This window comes from Lacrimispora sinapis (assembly GCF_043633585.1).
GTDB classification, from domain to species: Bacteria; Bacillota; Clostridia; order Lachnospirales; family Lachnospiraceae; genus Lacrimispora; species Lacrimispora sinapis.
Genome location: NZ_CP141832.1, coordinates 3,204,561 through 3,223,541, shown reverse-complemented (window position 1 = coordinate 3,223,541; position 18,981 = coordinate 3,204,561). Strand labels below are relative to the sequence as shown.

The 18,981-nt window shown below is 45.2% G+C and carries 14 protein-coding genes; 9 read left to right on the top strand and 5 right to left on the bottom strand.

Going from position 1 to position 18,981, the window contains the following annotated elements; translation table 11 throughout:
* Window positions 1-2: 2 nt before the first annotated feature.
* The 5 genes from VIG27_RS15130 to VIG27_RS15110 all read left to right on the top strand — a co-directional run bounded on the left by VIG27_RS15130 (window position 3) and on the right by VIG27_RS15110 (window position 9,693).
* The gene (locus VIG27_RS15130; protein WP_394523364.1) at window positions 3-1,025 is read left to right on the top strand and encodes a FecCD family ABC transporter permease; all 1,023 of its coding nucleotides are present in this window, start codon (window positions 3-5) and stop codon (window positions 1,023-1,025) included.
* Entirely contained in the window at window positions 1,012-1,833 is an 822-nt protein-coding gene (locus VIG27_RS15125; RefSeq protein ID WP_394523361.1) for an ABC transporter ATP-binding protein, read from the top strand. Before VIG27_RS15130 ends, VIG27_RS15125 begins: the two co-directional genes overlap by 14 nt.
* Before the next feature lie 143 nt (window positions 1,834-1,976).
* A complete protein-coding gene (locus VIG27_RS15120) occupies window positions 1,977-2,426 on the top strand; it encodes a hypothetical protein (protein WP_394523360.1) in 450 nt (149 codons plus the stop codon).
* A 101-nt stretch (window positions 2,427-2,527) separates the two neighbouring features.
* Window positions 2,528-9,373 (top strand): hypothetical protein, encoded by a 6,846-nt coding sequence (locus tag VIG27_RS15115; protein WP_394523359.1) that lies wholly within the window; start codon window positions 2,528-2,530, stop codon window positions 9,371-9,373.
* Window positions 9,370-9,693 (top strand): nitrous oxide-stimulated promoter family protein, encoded by a 324-nt coding sequence (locus VIG27_RS15110; RefSeq protein WP_394523358.1) that lies wholly within the window; start codon window positions 9,370-9,372, stop codon window positions 9,691-9,693. Before VIG27_RS15115 ends, VIG27_RS15110 begins: the two co-directional genes overlap by 4 nt.
* 120 nt (window positions 9,694-9,813) lie before the next feature.
* On the opposite strand, the gene VIG27_RS15105 is transcribed toward VIG27_RS15110, so the two are convergent.
* A complete protein-coding gene (locus VIG27_RS15105; protein ID WP_394523357.1) occupies window positions 9,814-10,563 on the bottom strand; it encodes an SIMPL domain-containing protein in 750 nt (249 codons plus the stop codon).
* A gap of 210 nt (window positions 10,564-10,773) precedes the next feature.
* On the opposite strand from VIG27_RS15105, the gene malQ reads away from it, so the two are divergent.
* Entirely contained in the window at window positions 10,774-12,261 is a 1,488-nt protein-coding gene (gene malQ / locus VIG27_RS15100; RefSeq protein ID WP_394523356.1) for a 4-alpha-glucanotransferase, read from the top strand.
* Between the two features lie 32 nt (window positions 12,262-12,293).
* On the opposite strand, the gene VIG27_RS15095 is transcribed toward malQ, so the two are convergent.
* Entirely contained in the window at window positions 12,294-12,983 is a 690-nt protein-coding gene (locus VIG27_RS15095; RefSeq protein ID WP_394523355.1) for a hypothetical protein, read from the bottom strand.
* A gap of 160 nt (window positions 12,984-13,143) precedes the next feature.
* On the bottom strand, window positions 13,144-13,398 hold the full coding sequence (locus VIG27_RS15090) for a GlsB/YeaQ/YmgE family stress response membrane protein (RefSeq protein WP_394523353.1): 255 nt from the start codon (window positions 13,396-13,398) through the stop codon (window positions 13,144-13,146).
* Window positions 13,399-13,606: 208 nt separating this feature from the next.
* On the opposite strand from VIG27_RS15090, the gene VIG27_RS15085 reads away from it, so the two are divergent.
* Window positions 13,607-14,137: an HD domain-containing protein gene (locus VIG27_RS15085; protein ID WP_394523352.1), complete on the top strand. Its 531-nt coding sequence runs from the start codon at window positions 13,607-13,609 to the stop codon at window positions 14,135-14,137.
* An 80-nt stretch (window positions 14,138-14,217) separates the two neighbouring features.
* Here VIG27_RS15085 and VIG27_RS15080 read toward each other — a convergent pair whose 3' ends face one another.
* Together VIG27_RS15080 and VIG27_RS15075 are read right to left on the bottom strand one after the other, a co-directional pair.
* Window positions 14,218-14,691: a methylglyoxal synthase gene (locus VIG27_RS15080; RefSeq protein ID WP_394523350.1), complete on the bottom strand. Its 474-nt coding sequence runs from the start codon at window positions 14,689-14,691 to the stop codon at window positions 14,218-14,220.
* A 45-nt stretch (window positions 14,692-14,736) separates the two neighbouring features.
* The gene (locus VIG27_RS15075; RefSeq protein ID WP_394523349.1) at window positions 14,737-15,936 is read right to left on the bottom strand and encodes a BTAD domain-containing putative transcriptional regulator; all 1,200 of its coding nucleotides are present in this window, start codon (window positions 15,934-15,936) and stop codon (window positions 14,737-14,739) included.
* A gap of 266 nt (window positions 15,937-16,202) precedes the next feature.
* Between VIG27_RS15075 and glmM the strand changes: the two genes are divergently transcribed.
* Window positions 16,203-17,558 (top strand): phosphoglucosamine mutase, encoded by a 1,356-nt coding sequence (gene glmM / locus VIG27_RS15070; protein ID WP_394523348.1) that lies wholly within the window; start codon window positions 16,203-16,205, stop codon window positions 17,556-17,558.
* A gap of 157 nt (window positions 17,559-17,715) precedes the next feature.
* Window positions 17,716-18,981, top strand: coding sequence for a 5-bromo-4-chloroindolyl phosphate hydrolysis family protein (locus tag VIG27_RS15065; RefSeq protein ID WP_394523347.1), 1,266 nt, complete (start codon window positions 17,716-17,718; stop codon window positions 18,979-18,981).

Sequence of the window (18,981 nt, the reverse complement as noted above, 5' to 3'; positions counted from 1 at the left end):
GTATGACAGAAATCAGTGTGCAAAGCCATAAGAAGGCGGAGGCAGGCAATTATAAAGGATTCTATTTTCTGGGACTGGGGCTTTTGTTTCTCATCACCGTTTTTATATCGGTAAACACAGGAAGTCTGAACATTTCCATAAAACAGCTTCTTTCCGGTTTGTTTGTAAAATATGATCCCGATGTGGCCGCTGTCTGGGACCTGCGTTTTCCCAGGATTTTCATCGCCTCTTTCGGCGGTGCAGCCCTTTCCGTATCAGGCGTTCTTTTTCAGGCATGTATGAAAAATCCCATTGCAGACCCGGGCATTATGGGAGTCAGTGCCGGGGCAGGTTTTGTGTCGGTGCTGATTGCAGGAATGTTTCCTTCCCTGTATTTCTTTACTCCCTTCTTTGCCTTTGCCGGAGGGATCGTCTCCTGCGTGCTTGTGTATCTTCTGGCATTTAAAAACGGCTTAAATCCTCTGCGGGTCATTCTTGTGGGAGTGGCGGTCAATGCAGTATTTACAGGGCTTACCCAGGCATTTCACTCCATGACAGGCGGAAATTTGACAGGAGCTTCCTCCATTGCCAATATTTCACAGAAAACCTGGGAGGATGTGTACATGATCTCCGGATATGTGGTGCTTGGCCTGGTGCTGGCCTTTGGGTCATTTTATTCCTGCGATCTGCTGTCATTGAGCGATCAGACCGCCAGAGGGCTTGGGGTCCATGTGACCACAGCCAGGATTTCCGTTTCTTTCATCGCTGTGGTGCTGGCCGGCATTTCCACGGCTGAGATGGGGGTGGTTTCCTTTATCGGGTTGATCGTTCCTCATATTGCAAGACTTTTGGTTGGCTCAAGCCATAAGGTTCTTATCCCGTTTTCCATGCTGGGCGGGGCGTTTCTCATGCTGCTGGCAGACACCTTGGGGCGGACCATTGCAGCCCCCTATGAAATATCCGCCTCCATTCTGTTTTCCATTGTGGGCGGCCCCATGCTGATAATTCTGATTCGCAGGAGTGAGGAAATTTATGGTGTGCAGTGAAGAAATTGTGATGAGAGCGGAAAACTTAACCTTTTCCTATGACGGGCTAAAAAACATCATAGAGGACTTAGAGCTTAACATCCGGAGGGAGAAAATCACCGTATTGATGGGAGCCAATGGCTGCGGGAAAAGTACGCTGTTTCAGTTGATGACAAAGAATCTGATTCCTGATCAGGGCAGGATTTTACTTGGGGAAATGGATATTGAAGACATGAGACGGAAAGAATTTGCAAAACAGACTGCCATTGTCCATCAAAACAATACGGTACCTGCAGATTTAACGGTCAACAGGCTGGTTGGCTATGGACGGACGCCCTATTTCCATTCCTTTCAGGCCGCAGGCACCAGGGAGGATGAGGACATCATTAACTGGGCTATGGAGGTGACGGATTTACGGTCCATAAAAAATCAGCGTGTTTCCCAGCTTTCCGGGGGCCAGAGGCAGAGAGTCTTTATTGCTATGGCGCTTGCCCAGAAAACAAAGATATTATTTCTCGACGAACCCACCACGTATCTGGATATTCGGTATCAGATCGAGATTATGAAGCTGGTGCAAAGACTGAATAAAGAGTATGGGATCACCGTTATTATGGTGCTTCATGACATCAATCAGGCCATGGAATACGGGGATATCTTTGTGGGCATGAAGCATGGAACCATCGTGGCAGAGGGGCCGCCTGAAGAAGTGATTGATTGTGAAATTCTTCACGAACTTTATGGAATCCGCCTTCCGGTGGTTGAGGTGGGGGGCCGGAAGTTTGTGCTTCCGGTTGAATCAGTTACCTCAATGGAATTGCCGGAGGAATAAAATCAGGCACACAGTCTGGAAATGTGGATGCTGGGCTTTCGGTAAAACACCGGATCAGACAAAAGAACACAAGACTGTCCTGCAATGGACAGGAGTCACTATAAACGTCCCGGAAAGGGAGAACATACAGGAGGTATCAGTCTATGAAAATCTTAAAAAGAGTTGCAGCAGGCCTGACATCAGCCGTTATGATGGCGGGCGGAGCCATGACCGCAATGGCAAACACAACCGGTACATATTTCTACTTACTTAGAGATGGCGTTTATACTCCGGCTCCAATGGGCCAGAACTGTGTTTCTGGTTATACGGTTTCCGGGAACCGGGTGACGCTGAATCTTCAGGAAGCCAAGTATGAAAACAACGGTCAGACTTATACGGGCAAGATTTCCAATGCCTTTATTGATCAAAATGCGAACGGGGTGTACGACAAGAACGTGGACACCAAACTCTTTGTAAAAGGAAGAAAAGGGGATCAGATCAAGTATAATAAGGATCCGGACGCATACGGATATACAAACTTTTCCATTACCGTTGATATTACTTCCTATGCGACCAAGACATTTCGTGTCTACATTCCCGATCTGCAGGAATAGCATGTGATTTTGAAATGGGCCTCCCGCAGAAATCCACTGCAGGAGGCAGGTGCCAAAAAGGCTGTGCAGCGGTGCAAACAGCATAAATATTGAGGTGAAAAATGAAAAGCAAACTGTTAAGAATCGTTCTCATGTCAGCCCTTTTTCTGCTTCCTGCAACCGTCTGGGCAGAGATAAATACAAACGTCCCGGCAAGTACTACTTTGCAGTCTGGGGAACCGATAACGGGAGAGCAGCAGATTGTACCGTTAGAAATCTACAGCGGAAACGATACCTATGCGAAAAAGGAGGAACTGGGTACACCAAGAAACCAAATCGGTGAAACCGCGTTGGTAAAAAAAGTAACAGATGGGTATCAGGTGACCCTGCGCATCGGTTCTTATCATCTCCTTAATATGATTCAGGTTGTAAAGGAAGAAAAGGCGGCTCAAGTACTTGAGAAGGACAATAAATTGACGCAGGGAGAATTCTGGAGACTTCCCACTGGAACTTTCACATATTGGGAGGGTGGGGAAGATCGTTACAACGCCTGGGTTTCAGAAGGAGAGGTAAACGGAGAATACAATGATTATTACCTGCCAAAGGATCAGGTGATTTTAAACAGTGATGCTGATCCGGATATGGATGCCGGAACCATAACAATTAAGGTTAAAGATTTAGAAAATCCAATATTAATAAAGACTTATTCTGATTTTTATGGGAAACAAAAGGATTCAAACGAAGAATATCCGACCGCGCAGATCATTTCATTAAAACCAGAAAGTGCAGTCAATGGTGAAGCCTTAACTGAGGGAGAATATTCCTGCACAATCAAATGGATGGGCTTTAAAGAAAATGTAAGTTTAGCGGAAACAACTCATATCCGGGGCAGTCAGGCGGGGGCGGACAGCTTTTTTGCAAAAGGATTTGCAGACAATGCATCCGTTAAGGTAGACGCAAACGGAAACATGTTTGCAGTGCTTACCATAAAGCAGCTGCAGGAAGGTGCTTTTGATGAAATTGTTAAAATGGAACGGGCAGTAAGCAGAAATACTTCCGATCAGGAGAGCTTTACGGGGGAAGACGTAAGAAAGCTGCTGACAGAGTATGATGCAGAATATGAAGAACTTGAAATCAAGGACGGGCAGGTAATCATACCTGTGCGTGATTTAATATATGGGCAGGGAGTGCGGATCACGACAAAACATCTGCAGGAGTCCAATCAGGGAAAAAGCCCTGAAAACCAACAGTATCACTGTGCATTTTTGCATATCTGGCCGGTAGAAGCAGACGAAAAGGCAGTCTATTGGGACCCGGACACCGGAGTTTCCGTGGTGTATGATAAAAGGGATTTTCCAGGAGGTGCACCACAGATTGATGTGACAAAGGAAGCGGATTATTTAACAGAATCCACGCTTCATAGTTATGCGTGTTTTTCAAAAGATTACAGAACCTATACCTTTCACATGTTAGATAACAAGGGAGAGATGACCGATACCGTCAATCCGGTGAAGAAGGTTATCCCGATTCCTGAGGGCTGGAATATTGACACGATGAGGATTTTCCGTCTGGGTGCGGATAAGGCATCCGCTGAATTTTCTCCATACCAATATTTCAATGAAGAAAAAAATGAACTGGTATTTTCAGATCATACCAGGGGCAGCAACAACTGCACTTTGATTCTTTACGATGCGGGAACGGCAGAAACCGCCGAAGGCCTGGAGGACGGGATATACAAAACCAAAGTGGGAATCGGCCATAAGGATGATTCTTTGCGGGTATCTCTGGCAAATGCGGCATTTGCAGCAAAGGATGCTTATATTGAAGTGAAGGACGGCCTTGCCACCTTGTATACAGAGGTAGGAAACGCTTCCTTTGGAACCCAGTCCGGCTTCTTGAGCAATATGTTTTATTGGAATGATGGAAATTATGAGACCAAAAAGGAAGTCACTTATTTAAAGTATGGCACAGATGATGCCGGAAATGTGCGTACCAACACGGACGGAAAGAAATATATGGTCTTTGAAGTGGAACGTGTATCCTTCCCTCTTAGGAAGCCTACAAAAAGCAATACATACTGGGTCAGCTTTTTCATTCCTGCAATGGATGGGATCGCAGGCGGATTGCCGGGCAGCGGAAAATCAGAGCAGTCGGCTCAGGTGCGGTTATCCCGGATTGAAAAGGTGGAAAACGGCGAAAATCCCATTCACGGGTACGACCGAAGTGTTGTTTCCGCAGGTGCATCCAAACTTGAATTTTTGGGAGAAAACGGTAACTGGACCCATGAAAAGGCTGCCTATGCAAAACGGATCAGTCAGGAGACAAGAGAGCAGTTAGAAAATGGTACTGTTGTTACGGAAAATCAGGAAGCAGTTGCTCATGCGCGGTCCATTTTAAACGCTGCTTATAACGCTCTGGCCCTGGAACAGGGGATCTATGAGATTCCGGTAATGAATACGGAGGATTGGAGCGATTATAAAACACCCGTAAACGTGGGGATCAAAGGCAAAACCATGACAGTGCAGCTTGAAAAAGCGGATCAGACCCTTATGCCAACGGTTGAATACCATGGGGATTATGGGGAGTATCAAACCGATGCCATCGTATCCGGGGATGGGAAACTTGTGAGTTTTTCCCTTCCCTATACGGAAGCACCTCTTTTCGTAAAGACGGCTTTAGAAGAACGTGCCCTGTCTTTGGATTTTGCCAATGCAAAACGTATGAGTGCAGATATATCATCTCTCAAGCATCTTCTTGCTAAGGCAAAAGAGCTCCTGTCAGGGGAAACCAAATACACTTCAAGCACTGAAAAAATACTGACCGATGAAATCAAAAATACAGAAGCTCTTATAGAAACTTTTGATGCCGGTCAGACCAAGATCAATGATCAGAATGAGTCCCTTCAGCTGGCCATAGACGGCCTATTGGAAAGGGCCAGTTTGGCACAGTTAAAAAGAGATCTCATTCAGGCAGTAAAAGCGTCTAAAAATACAGACTATACGGAAAAGAGCAGAAAGAAGCTGGTATCTCTCATCAATGAGATACAAAAAAAGATACAGAAAGAAGACGATGTCAGCAAGACAGATGAAGATATTTACAGAAACCAGCTTGAGGAAGAAATGGCAGCTCTAAAGAAAGAAGACGGCAATGACGGAAGTGACACCGAAACGGATGGAACCTTAAAATCCTTTTTAAAAGATTATGATTCCTGGGTAAAGGAAGAAAACTTTACAAAAGAATCCTGGGATGAATATGAAGAATCAAAGTCTGAGGCAGAATGCCTGCTTTCTAAGGGAGATTTAACAAAAGCAGAGGAAGAAGAAGCGATTCAGAATCTATTGGAAGCGAGAAACAAGCTGATTGCAGAAACCGGAACACAGAGCCGTCTGGCCTGCCTGCGTGAGACGCTGGAAGAGATCAAAGACCGATCCTGTGAATACGCAGGTCTTTTGACTTATGATTCGCTGGAAGCTGCGATGGAAGCCGCTAAACTGGCCATAGAAGGAAACTATTATTTGACGAATCAGGAGATAACCCTGCTTCAGAAATCACTGGAAGCTGATGAAAAGGTCTGTGAAGCCGAAGCCAACGGCCAGGCTGAGCCAGAGAGTCTGAAAATGGATATTCCTGAGCTTTCGTTGGAAGATTTAGAGGAACTCAAAGAAAAGAAAACGGTCAATCTGCCGGAAAAGACAATGCCAGAATCAGAACCAGAGACTGGTGCAGATGGGATAAAAGAAGAACCCACGAAGGAAGCAGATACTAAGGGAGAAGCAGAAAGCAAGGAAGAAGCAGAAACCAAGGCACAAGCAGGAACCAAGGAAGAAGCGGAAACAAAGTCAAATGAAGAGACAAAGGAAGAAGCAGAAACAAAGGAAGAAGCAGAAACAAAGGAAGAAGCAGAAACGAAGGAAGAAGCAGAAACGAAGGAAGAAGCAGAAACGAAGGAAGAAGCAGAAACGAAGGAAGAAACAGAAACGAAGGAAGAAGCGGAAACGAAGGCAAAAGCAGAAACAAGGGCAAATGCGGAAAGCAAACCAGAAGCAGAAACTAAGGCAAAAACAGAGACCAAGGCAAAAGCAGAAGCCAAAGAAAAAGCTAGAACAAGGGCAAAGTCAGAATCTAAGCCAAAAACAGATGCTAAGTCAAAAACAGAAACTAATCCTATAACAAAAGTTAGGTTAATTACACAAGCCAGCACAAAATTAAGCCCAGCCCTGCCCACCAACAGCAGTAAGGAAAATGCACAAAAAAAATTCGTAACTTCAGCTGGCATTTCCCGAAATACCCCACACGTTCTAACAGCCGCAGACTCTGCTGGCACAAAAAAGAATGGAACCTATTCCGTTGACTACGATCTATGGAAATGGAATGAAAATAATGCTTCCATGGGCAATCCTGCCTTGGATTATGGAACTGAGCCGGGCAAAATGATCCGGGACCATGGGAAATGGACTCTCTATGTCCATTTGAATAAAATAAAATTTGATGGGTTTGAGGGCAGATTAAGAACCATGAAAAAGGTCATAGACCGAAAGGAAAATGAGGACGGGATTTCTTATAAGACACAAAAGGCAGACTACCCAGAGTCCATATCGGATTATCCTGATATTTTAGGCTTTGTTGTCACCCCTCAAAGCGGAAAGCAGTATACATATCTGCCGATAGAAGTGGAAGTAGATGTACCGGGAATGGCACTTCCAGCCCAGATTGCAAGACTTCGGGTCGATTGGAACAGTCTGGACTATATGAACGGTTCCACAGACATAGATTCCTCCCTGGACCTGGAAAACCTGCAAAAAGCCATACGAAAGGCAGAAAAGCTGGAAGCAAAGAAATCCTCCTATACCCCATTTAGCTGGAAGGTATTAACGGAGAGCATAAAGGCAGCAAAGGAAATCAAAGTCTCCGGCCTGATGACTCAGGAGATGGCAGACAGTGAGGCAAAGGCTATTGAAGCAAGCATTGACGCTTTGATCCCTGTGGCAGACGAAAGCACCATGTCAAATTTAAGCAGTACACTGTTGGAAGCCTATCTGGCCGAAGAATCGGATTACAGCATCAATGCCTGGAAAGAACTGGAGCGGGCAAAAACGTTTGCGGAGAGTATACAGGAAGCGGATTATGTGACAGAGGGGATGGTGAAGCAGGCGGTTTTAAGTCTTACCTCAGCAATCGACCGGACGGCGGGCTGCAGAGACAGGGACAAAGAAGGATTAAGCACTTCGGTTCTTGAGAGGTTGATCCGTCTGGCAGAAAAAGAAACAGAAGAAACTTATACCAGGGAGAGCTGGAAGGACCTTGAGTCAGCTTTAAAGGGGGCAAAATCAATTCTTATCAAGGCGGCAAAAAATCAGTGCACGCAGGGAGAAATTGATGAACAGATCTTACTGCTTAAAAAGGCTTATAAAAGCTTAAAAAAGAAACAAAAACCAGATACCGGTACAGGAACCGTTAATTTTAAGTATTTAAAAGCATTGATAAAAAGGTCTGAAGAATTCTTAGCACAAACTTCAAAATATACGGATGAATCCATTCGCAGGCTTATGATAGAGTATGATGCTGCAGTCACAATGCTGAAGGATGATTCCGTTACACAAGCGGATGTAGAGAAACAAAAGGAAAAACTCTGTACGGCAATCAAAGCACTGGCATTGGTGTCCGGCAGCTCCGGCGGCGTTGAGAATGACAGCGGTGGAGGAAGTGACGGCACAAGCAGAAGCAACGGCACAAGTAGAAGCAACGGCCAAAGTGGAAGCAGTAGAAGTAAAAGCAGGCACAAGGACGGTTATTATAAAGTAAAAGTACGACTGTGGCATGCGACGATGAACAAAGCCTCGGCAGGGGCATCGGCAATCATATCCACCGCCTATATGCAGATCGAAGATGATGAGGTTACTATGCGTCTGCAGACCAAAAACATGTCACTCAGCGGCATTACCGCCCATCTCCACGATTTCTATATCTATGATGGTGATGCTTATGAAGCTGCGGAATTGGTTTCTACGGAAGATAATAAATGGATTTATGAATTTAAATTACCTGATGACGACAGTAAGTATTATAAATGTAAGGTTGATCCCCAGGTAGAGGTTATGGGAACCGATCCGGTTAAAGCGCGTCTCAGGGTTGACTGGGGGTCTTTAAGCAAATCCAAGGAGGAAGCGTGGGATAAATTAACCGGCGATGTAGATAAGGATAAAAATGACTCCGCAAAAAACGGGTCCGTCACAGGAACCAGTGTGCCAGAATTAATCAGCGCTGAGACCGGAATCCGGATCAAAGGGAATACCGGCGGGCCGGCAGTAACCATGGAAGCGAGCAAAAAGACCAGCGGAACCGAGTATGAAAAGGCTCATACCATGTTAAGCAAAACAGCCAGCCAGTTTGTTCTGTATGATATCAAACTGAAAGCCGGGTCAGGATACATACAGCCCAAGGAGTCAGTCACACTTCGGATCCCTGTTCCCACAGGGTTTGACACGGAAAAGCTGGTCCTTTACCGGATCAACGGCGACGGCGTAAAAGAAGAGATCAACGGCAGGCTGAACGGAAGTTATTATGAAGCCAGCGTGGACCATTTCACTCTCTATGCTCTGGCAGAAAGCGGCCGTGTAATTGCCGCTGCTTCCCCAATGGAAAACGCCAGGCCGGAAGATAAAAAAGCCGGAAACCGAACAAAAACCACTTCTGGCCGTAGCAAAAGTCTGAAAGCCTCATCAAAGAACAGCACCAAGAAAGAGGAAAGGGAGGACTCTGCTTCCCAGCAGATTGCAGACGGACGTGTGATCCCTTACACCGGGGACCGGACGCCGGTATCAGGGCTAGTGGGAGCAGAAGCTCTGGCAATCCTCATTCTTTTGATCTGTGCCCCCATGAAGGAGGTGCTGTGGGCTTTGAGGGGAAAATCAATGGAGCAAGAATCTCATATACGAAAAATGAAGAATGGGAAGGGAACAGATGCATGAATGTCCAGAAAAAAAAAGAACGTGAGATGCAGATTACCTATCATATGATCGCATTATACTGCAGGAAAAAGCATGGAACAAAAAAGGAACTGTGCGGCGATTGCAGAGAACTGGAAGCTTACGCCCGCAGCAAAACGGAAAGCTGTCCTTTTATGGAGACAAAGACCTTCTGCTCTCAATGCAAAGTACACTGCTACCGGGCGGATATGAGAGAGAGAATCCGAGAAGTTATGCGGTTTTCCGGGATGCGGTTGATTTTCAAACATCCGGTCATGGTCACCCGGCATTTAATCGAAACCCAAAAGGCAGGGAAACAGTGACTTTTAGCCGAGGGAGCAGCGAAAAATTCCAGATTGTCTTTTACAGCAGGCGGTAGAAAGACAATCTGGAAAGCTAAGTGAAGCAGCGTGCAAGGACGGTGAAAACCAAGCGTACTCTTTTTATTTGATTTTATAGGATACGGTCACCTGCGCCTGGACATTTAACTGTCCCGGCTCTACTACCATGGATTTTGGATTGCCCTGTGCCGCACTTTCTGCCGCAGTGTAACCAACATAACGGGTATTGTTATAGGTGCTGACCTCTTCTATATGGAAAATACCTCCAAGGGAGGTGCCGCTGGCTGCCGCAATGGCCTCCGCCTTAACTTTTGAAGACTCGATGGCTTTTTTAAGTGCCTCCTGGTAGCTTTCGTCATACTTGCTGGACAGGTAAGAGATGCTGTCAATGTTGTTGATTCCGGCAGCAATGCTGGAGGAGACCAGAGTTCCTACCTTATCAATGGGAAGATTGGAAACCAGAATGCTGGTGCGCATCTGATAGCCTGTGATTTTCTGCCCGGAAGTGTAATCGTAAATGGGTGAAAGTCCGTAATTGGAAGTCTGGATCGACGTTTCATCCACGCCCGACTGCTTTAAAAATTCAATGACCTTATTTAAGTCCTGGCTGTTTTTCTCCTGAGCGGCTTTGGGGTCCGCCTCCTGGGTGGAAACAGCAAAATTGATTTCCGCCATATCCGGGGTGACCTTTACTTCTTCGGTGCTCTGTACCTGAATGGTACTTGCAGCTTTATTATCAACGGACACATTGGCAGCATTTGCTGCAGCAGGAAGTGTCTTTGCACATGCCGTAAGGCTCAGTGCGGAGGCAGCAACAAAAATAGCGGCCAATGGTTTATTAATTTTTCTCATTATAAAATCCCTCCTTTTATTCCTTTATTTTACAGGAAAAAAATAGATAAAGTATTTCTTTTCTCTTAACATTCCATATCGAAATTCATAGATTTTGATTACGAAGTTCATCAAAACCGATTGTATTTCTTTTCCTAGCGTGTTACTGTTGAATCATCAATGTTTTCTACTGTAAAATCGCAGCGCTTGATGAGGAAAAGGAGATTACTTATGCGGGAATGCGGGATGCTGCTTCCGGTCGCAAGTCTGCCGTCAAAGTACGGGATCGGAGCATTTTCAAAAGAAGCCTATGAATTTATTGATCAATTAAAAAGAGCAGGGCAGCAGTACTGGCAGATCCTGCCTCTTGGTCCCACCGGCTATGGAGACTCGCCCTACCAGTCATTTTCTGCATTTGCAGGAAATCCCTATTTTATTGATTTGGAGGAGCTGATAAAGGAAGGACTTTTAACTGGGGAGGAGTGTGAAGGGGCGGATTTTGGGGAGAATCCACGGGATATTGATTATGAAAAGCTGTATTACAACCGTTTCCCTCTGTTAAAGAAAGCCTATTCCCGCTGGAGAGAACAGGGCCATTCCTCAAAGGAACCGGCCGCTTCTCTTATGGAAGAAACGTCTCTTTTCTGTTTCTACATGGCAATAAAAGACCATTTTAACGGAAAAAGCTGGATTTACTGGGATAAAGATATCCGGTTAAAGACCCCGGAGGCCGTGTCTCGTTACCAACAGCATTTGGAAGAAGAGATCGGCTTCTACGGCTTTCTTCAAATAAAATTTAAGGAGCAATGGGGAAAATTAAAAGCCTATGCCGCCAGCCAGGGCATCCGGATCATCGGAGATATGCCTATCTATGTAGCATTTGACAGCGCAGACACCTGGTCCCATCCCGAACTGTTTTTATTTGATGAAAACCAAAATCCAATAGCGGTAGCCGGATGTCCGCCGGATGGCTTTTCTCCCACGGGACAACTGTGGGGAAATCCCCTCTACCGTTGGGGATATCACAAAGAAACCGGATACCAATGGTGGAAAAAGCGGATGGAATACAGCTTTCTTCTCTATGATGTGGTCCGGGTAGACCATTTCCGCGGGTTTGACGAATACTACTCCATACCCGCCGGCAATGAAAATGCCATAAACGGAACCTGGGAAAAAGGCCCTGGAATCGGCTTATTCCAGGAACTGAAGAAAACCTTCGGCAGCCTGGACATCATAGCCGAGGACTTAGGCTTTTTGACCCCCTCGGTGCGGGCTCTTTTAAATGAAACCGGTTATCCCGGAATGAAGGTCCTGGAATTCGCCTTTAACTCCTGGGAGGAAAGCGATTACCTCCCCCATAACTACACACAAAACTGTGTGGTATACACCGGGACCCATGACAACGATACCATAAAAAGCTGGTATCAAAGCCTGTCCTCCGAGGACCGGGCCTACACAAACAACTATTTAAACATAAACACATCAACCTTGACCGAAGACCAGATCTCCTGGAACTACATCCGCCTGGCCCTCTCAAGTGTGGCCCGTCTGGCCATAATCCCCGTACAGGACTACTTGAGCCTGGGCTCCGAAGCCCGCATCAACGAACCCTCCACCCTGGGAAAAAACTGGCGCTGGCGCCTTCTGCCCGGTGAACTGACCGAAGAAATACAAACCAGATGCCGGGAACTGTCTCATCTATATGGACGTACCAGGTAACAGAAAAGAGACTTCTAAAAGTCTCTTTTCTCTCAAATACCATCCATTTCCTCATCTTCTATATTCTCCCCTTTGGGATTATATGTGATATGCATCTCATTGCCGATCTTATCCTTTGCGGAAATGGTTAAATTCTCTTTCTTGATCTCAAACATCACAAGCCCGGTACTTCTGTCAATGGACAGCGGAAGAATATCAGGGTCGTCCTCGTTAGAAGCAGTAATGGAACCAAAATCCACGCCCGACTGACTGTCCTCCAGACGGAAGGAAAGGACCCCGTCCTTAAATAACTTGTCCTTGATCACAGGAGGTGTATCATCCAGCACATTGACCTGGTCATACATAATGGTCTTCATTTTATTAAAACAGGTAAGCTTTACTTCCAGCACCCCGTTATTTTTCAAATTCGCAGTGTAGGTTTTGGAACCTGTTTTTGTAATCTCCACAGGTGTTCCATCCAGAGACACTTCCATGGTCTTGATCGGAAGGAGAGATTTGATTTTAAGTTCCATGGTAGTAGAAATATAATCGCTGCTTTCACCGATGGTCACATCAGCCTTTGGTTTTTCCGTTACCGCAAAAAATATCAGACCATTGATAACGATAAAAGGCAGCACATAAAACAGAAGGACCGAAAGAAAACCATGTCTTCCCCCATCTCGCCGGTTTTGGGAGTTTGGCTGCCTGCGGCTTGGCCTTGATTGATTGTTATACTGGTTCATACTGATTCACTTTCCTCCTGATTGTATTTTCGTTTCCTAGCATAGCAGAAAACAGGGAATCTTACAAGATGAACCAGTAAATTGTAATAATTTAATTTATTCTTACGAGATGTCCGGTTTAAGCCTGTTTGAAGGGGATGAGACAGATAAAAAACGATTGTTAATTTTTATTGTTGATTTTATTAAAGATCCACAAGCAGATCAGGGAACCGATAAAGGCAACCAAAAGGCTCCAAAGATTAAAGCCGGTTACGCCGACTCCGCCCAGCAGATTCATGACGAATCCACCAATAAAACCGCCGATAATACCTACCACAATATTTGACAATGCTCCCATATTTTTATTATTTCCAGTAACCATGCTGGCAAGCCAACCGGCCAATGCCCCAATGATAATCCAACCGATAATTCCCATAAGTAACCTCCTGATTTGATTTTTTATTAAAAAAAGTAAAACTTCATTGGTATTATTCCCCATCTTTAAAAATTCAGTCAGGAATGAATAGAAAAATAAATGTTATCGGATATGCATGCCTGTATTTTATCTGCAACTTTACAAGATTCCCTGTTAAACCAGAAAAAATTGTGCTACTATATTAAGAAACAACTAAAGGAGAATCAGTATGGTCGAGAAAGCGGCTGCATTTGCAGCCAGGTCCCATGAGGGAACCTACCGCAAAGGGACGAAAATTCCCTATATCGTCCATCCGTTAGAAACTGCAGTCATTGTTTCCGTGATGGTGTCAGATGAAGAATTGATCTGTGCCGCACTTCTGCATGATGTGGTGGAAGATGCCGGTGTCACCGAAGCAGAGCTATTGAAAGAATTTGGCTCCCGGGTGACCAGGCTGGTTATGGAAGAAACGGAAGATAAATCAAAAAGCTGGAAAGAGCGGAAAACTGCCACACTCCTTCATTTGGAGAACGCTTCCAAAGATTGTAAGATCCTGGTACTGGCGGACAAGCTGAGCAACCTACGCTCCACTGCAAGAGACTATTATTTGATGGGAGATAAAGTCTGGCAGCGTTTTAATGAAAAAAATAAATCGGAACACGCCTGGTACTATAAGGGAATTGCAGAGCGTCTCACCGGAATGGAGGAATATCCGGCCTATGAGGAATACAAGGCCTTGTGCAAGCTGGTGTTCGGATAGGGAAATAAAAATAAAGGCAGCCTCCTTTCTGGTAAAAGGGTTCTGCCTTTGTTATTTTATTAAAACATATAATTTGAATTTTATAAACTATTTGCACGATCATGAACATTCTTGTTGAAATTAATCACCTCATGTTCATAGGTGGTTTCCATAAGCGGTGAGGTGATAATAAAATCAGCCGTAGCCTTTGTGTTGGCAATGGGAATATCATACACCTGGGAAATACGCAGGAGAGCCTTTACATCCGGGTCGTGGGGCTGGGCGGTCAGGGGGTCAGCAAAGAAAATCACCAGATCAATCCGTCCTTCTACGATTTTGGCCCCAATCTGCTGGTCTCCGCCTAAGGGTCCGCTGTTATATCCTTTTACCACAAGGCCTGTCTGGTCGGTGATCATACGGGCGGTGGTGCCGGTGCCGCAAAGGTTGTGTTTTTTTAATATTTCCAGATGTTCCCTGCACCAGCAGATCAGCTCATGTTTTTTATTGTCATGAGCGATGAGTGCAATATTCTTTTTCTTTTCAAGAGTAAGAGTGATAAAATCGTCCTGTAACATTTGGTTCCTCCTATGAGTAAATAATGGTCCTTTTGGGACATAAGCCTAATTCGGTGTAACGCTCTGCAACGAATAGGTAATTGATAAATCTTTTCTTGAGTACTCTTTTTTAAAGTTCTGTATGATCCTTTTTAGTACCGTTTCCCCGTTTTCATACGTGGCGGTGGGCAGAAGCATTAAATACTGGCTGACGCTGTAGCGGCTGAAAATATCCCCGCGGCGCAGCGAGTTGCGGATGGATTCCCCAAGCTCGTCCATGGCCCTTGTCTGAACCGCCGGTTTTAAAAGCTCTCCCTTTAAATTGCTGATGGTCAACAGGCATAAAAAGATGGAATCGCCGGTTCGTTCAATGGCTCTGGTTTCCAGCTGGTAGATATCACGGAAGACAGACGGTTCGCAGCAAAAAGCGCCTTTGTTTGAGCCTCCCTCCAGAAGGATTTCCCGAATCGTGCTTAAATCCATGGTGATCCCATGTTTTTTATCGCTGATCAATTTATAAAGCTCTTTAAAACGGATGGATGGGGTGATGGCAAATTCATTGTAGAACATGTCATTGACCCGCTGGTAATGTTCCATTGCCATGAGCTGGTTTCCGCTCTGATAAAGGGCGCAGATCAGGTAATAATGAGCGTCTTCCCCATAAGGATCAATGGAAATGGTCTGCTGACAGATGTCGATCATGGTAGGGTAGTCCTTTTTTTCCTCAAGCATTTTAAGGATTCGGTTAATCAGCTTTTGATATAGGGTGTGATAATAGGTGTGGATCGGTATCACCCAGGATTCCCATTCGGATTTTGGAAGAAAGTTTCCCTTGTACAGCGAAAATGCTTCCAGGCAAAGGGAAAGACGCTTTTCTGCAGTAAGGTCCGGTGCTTCTGATTGGACGCACAGATCTTCAAAACGGTCGGTATCGCAGATGGTGGTCAGGTCTTTTGTCCAGCCATAGGCCTTGCGGTTCTGGAAAATCAGTTCCTGAGTAGGATATCCGAGAGGTTCTAAAAGTTTCCGGACACGGAACATAAGCGTTTTCAATGCTCCTGCCGGATTGTTGCTGGTTTCGTCTTTCCAGAATAAATCAATAAGTTCTTCTACCGGAATGTCCCGGCCCCGAAAAGTAATAAGATATTCTAAAAGGCTCCAAGGTTTTTTTGCCTGGTTGTTCTTATCCACAATCGCCTTGTCTCCGATGGATATGGAGAATCCACCCAGCATATTTACATAGATGACAGATTCCTGATTTTTCATAAGCATCTCCAAAATGACATTTTCTTATTTTAAAGTATATAGAAAAATAAGGAAAAAGTCTAGCGCAGCTTACAAAAGATTGTATTTTTTTGAAGAAAAACGATAATTATAGAAGAAATGGAAAATAATGGAAAGTAAAATCTGCGATTTTGTGCCCTTTTGCTCCAGGCGTCTTCCAGGTACCTCAGGTTGAAAAATAGAGAGTTGTATGGTATATTACATATAATTCTGTATAAACTGCAGACTGGTAAAAAAGGAGAAAATATATGGGAAAATATTTTGGAACTGACGGTTTCCGTGGAGAAGCGAATGTCACACTGACCGTAGAACATGCTTATAAGGTAGGCCGCTTTTTGGGGTGGTACTACGGAAAGAAGAAGCCGGATGAAGTTTGCAGGATCGTAATAGGCAAAGACACAAGAAGAAGCAGCTATATGTTTGAATATTCCCTGGTGGCAGGCTTGACCGCTTCCGGTGCCGATGCGTATCTGCTTCACGTCACCACGACTCCCAGCGTTTCCTACGTGGTAAGAACCGAAGGCTTTTCCTGCGGGATCATGATTTCTGCCAGCCACAATCCTTATTATGACAATGGGATCAAGGTCATGAATGAAAAGGGAGAAAAGCTGGAAGAAAGCGTAATTTCTGAAATTGAACGATATCTGGATGGGGAGATGGGAGAACTTCCCCTTGCAACACAGGATAAGATCGGCCGCACCGTAGATTTTGCGGCAGGAAGAAACCGCTACATCGGTTATTTAATCTCCACCGCAACCAGATCCTTTAAGAATAAAAAGGTAGCGCTTGACTGTGCAAACGGAAGTGCGTCTGCCATTGCAAAGAATGTATTTGACGCTTTGGGGGCGGAAACCCATGTGATCAGCAACGAGCCGAACGGCTTGAACATCAATACCGGCTGCGGTTCCACCCACATCGGACAGCTTCAGAAATTTGTTAAGGAAGTGGGAGCTGACGTAGGGTTTGCTTATGACGGCGATGCAGACCGCTGTCTGGCAGTGGATGAGAACGGAGAAGTGGTGGATGGGGATGGCATCATGTATATCTGCGGAAAGTACATGAAAGAGCAGGGCACCTTAAAGAACAACAAAGTCGTGACCACCATCATGTCCAATTTCGGTTTGTATAAAGCTCTGGAACGGGAAGGCATTGATTACGATAAGACGGCAGTAGGGGATAAGTATGTTTACGAAAATATGGTGACATACGGAAACTGTCTGGGCGGTGAGCAGTCCGGTCACATCATTTTCAGCAAACATGCCACCACCGGTGACGGGATTCTTACCTCTTTAAAGATTATGGAGGTCATTCTGGAGAAAAAGGAAAGCCTTGCAAAGCTTGTTTCTGAGCTGGAGATTTTCCCCCAGGTCCTGAAAAATGTACGGGTCTACGATAAGGCTGCCGCACAGGAAGACGAAGCTGTTCAGGCAGAGGTGGAGAACGTAACAAAAGCGCTTGGCGAAAGCGGAAGGATCTTACTCCGCCAGTCCGGTACGGAACCGGTGGTACGTGTGATGGTTGAGGCTGAGGACATCCATACCTGTGAGAAATACGTGGATCAGGTGATTGAAGTGATGAGGGCAAAGGGACATTTGATTCCATAATATTCATAAATAACGATTGAACGAAAGCAAGCCGGCTTTGGTTACAGAAAGCCAGCTTGCTTTTCCATATATTTTACGTTGCCCCTTCGTTGTAAATTCATATCTTTCGTGATATGATTAATTTTATAAAATGAAAGATTTTGGGAGATCAGGAAGAATGGATAAAAGAGATTCGTCAAATTTAGGAGACAAAATCCTGGATTCGGTAGAAAATGCGATTAATTCCATGGATTTTAAACAACTGAACAGAACCATTTCCGATACCGTCAATGACGCCATTGAGGAAGCCAGAAGCCATATGAGGAACCAGGGGAATTTCGGAACTTTTTCCTACAACCGTTCCTACCGAAGTCATACCAATGAGAAAACAAAAACTTATAAGGATAAGGAAAAGAAACGTCAGCAGCCGGGATACCGGGCATTCCAGACCAGTGAGAAAGAAAGAGGTGAGACTGGCCGGGGCCGCCAGGGAAAGCCTGGGGAAGACGTGGTCAGAATCAATAACAGCGAACGGGTGGCCGGAGTTTTATTTACTGTGTTTGGCAGTATCGGCCTGGGATTTATGCTGGTCATCTTTCTGGTCATGTGGATCATCGCTCTCATTGCAAGGCCGGAGGCATGGGTGATCGGAGGCGCTTCTTTGTTCCTTGGTGCCCTGGGCATCACCTTTGGACTCATGCTGCGGAGCGGGATTTTTATAGGCAGCCGTTTAAAAAGAGCCAGGCTTTATGCGAAGCAGGCAGGAAAAAGGTTATACTGTTCCATTGACGAGCTGGCTCCATTGGTGGGGAAATCAAAGGATTTTGTCAGAAAGGACATTCAGAAGATGATCGAGCGGAATGTGTTTCCCCAGGCGTATATGGATGAGCAGAAGACCTGTCTCATTTTAAGCGAAGCCACATACAGGCAGTATCTGGAAACCCAGAGAGCATTAAAGGAAAGAAAACAGGAAGAGTCAAAGGAAGAAACGAAAACGTTCTCCGAAGATTTTGAAAAAATGTTAGCAGCAGGGCAAAACTATTTACGGACATTAAAAGAAGCCAATGATGCCATTCCCGGAGAAGTTATCTCAAGGAAGATCTCTGGTCTGGAGGATGTGATCCGGCGGATCTTTGAATCCGTCAAAAAGCATCCGGAGCAGGTCAATGAAATGGAACGTTTTATGGAGTATTACCTTCCCACCACCGTAAAACTTGTCAATGCTTACCGGGATTTTGACAGTGCCGGGACAAGGGGAGACAATGTGACCTCTGCCAAAGAGGAGATTGAAAAAACCCTGGATACCATTCAGAAGGCATTTGAACGGCTTCTTGATGATTTATATGAAGATGCGGTTCTTGATGTTACCACAGACGCATCGGTGCTTCAGACCATGTTAAAGAAGGATGGCTTTGCAGAAAGTGATTTTACAGGAGGAAAGTAG

Coding starts and splice junctions, on each gene's coding strand:
- VIG27_RS15065 (WP_394523347.1), top strand. CDS start 17,716: ATGGATAAAAGAGATTCGTCAAATTTAGGAGACAAAATCCTGGATTCG.
- VIG27_RS15085 (WP_394523352.1), top strand. CDS start 13,607: ATGGTCGAGAAAGCGGCTGCATTTGCAGCCAGGTCCCATGAGGGAACC.
- glmM (WP_394523348.1), top strand. CDS start 16,203: ATGGGAAAATATTTTGGAACTGACGGTTTCCGTGGAGAAGCGAATGTC.
- VIG27_RS15080 (WP_394523350.1), bottom strand. CDS start 14,691: ATGTTACAGGACGATTTTATCACTCTTACTCTTGAAAAGAAAAAGAAT.
- VIG27_RS15120 (WP_394523360.1), top strand. CDS start 1,977: ATGAAAATCTTAAAAAGAGTTGCAGCAGGCCTGACATCAGCCGTTATG.
- VIG27_RS15105 (WP_394523357.1), bottom strand. CDS start 10,563: ATGAGAAAAATTAATAAACCATTGGCCGCTATTTTTGTTGCTGCCTCC.
- VIG27_RS15130 (WP_394523364.1), top strand. CDS start 3: ATGACAGAAATCAGTGTGCAAAGCCATAAGAAGGCGGAGGCAGGCAAT.
- VIG27_RS15075 (WP_394523349.1), bottom strand. CDS start 15,936: ATGAAAAATCAGGAATCTGTCATCTATGTAAATATGCTGGGTGGATTC.
- VIG27_RS15110 (WP_394523358.1), top strand. CDS start 9,370: ATGAATGTCCAGAAAAAAAAAGAACGTGAGATGCAGATTACCTATCAT.
- VIG27_RS15125 (WP_394523361.1), top strand. CDS start 1,012: ATGGTGTGCAGTGAAGAAATTGTGATGAGAGCGGAAAACTTAACCTTT.
- malQ (WP_394523356.1), top strand. CDS start 10,774: ATGCGGGAATGCGGGATGCTGCTTCCGGTCGCAAGTCTGCCGTCAAAG.
- VIG27_RS15095 (WP_394523355.1), bottom strand. CDS start 12,983: ATGAACCAGTATAACAATCAATCAAGGCCAAGCCGCAGGCAGCCAAAC.
- VIG27_RS15115 (WP_394523359.1), top strand. CDS start 2,528: ATGAAAAGCAAACTGTTAAGAATCGTTCTCATGTCAGCCCTTTTTCTG.
- VIG27_RS15090 (WP_394523353.1), bottom strand. CDS start 13,398: ATGGGAATTATCGGTTGGATTATCATTGGGGCATTGGCCGGTTGGCTT.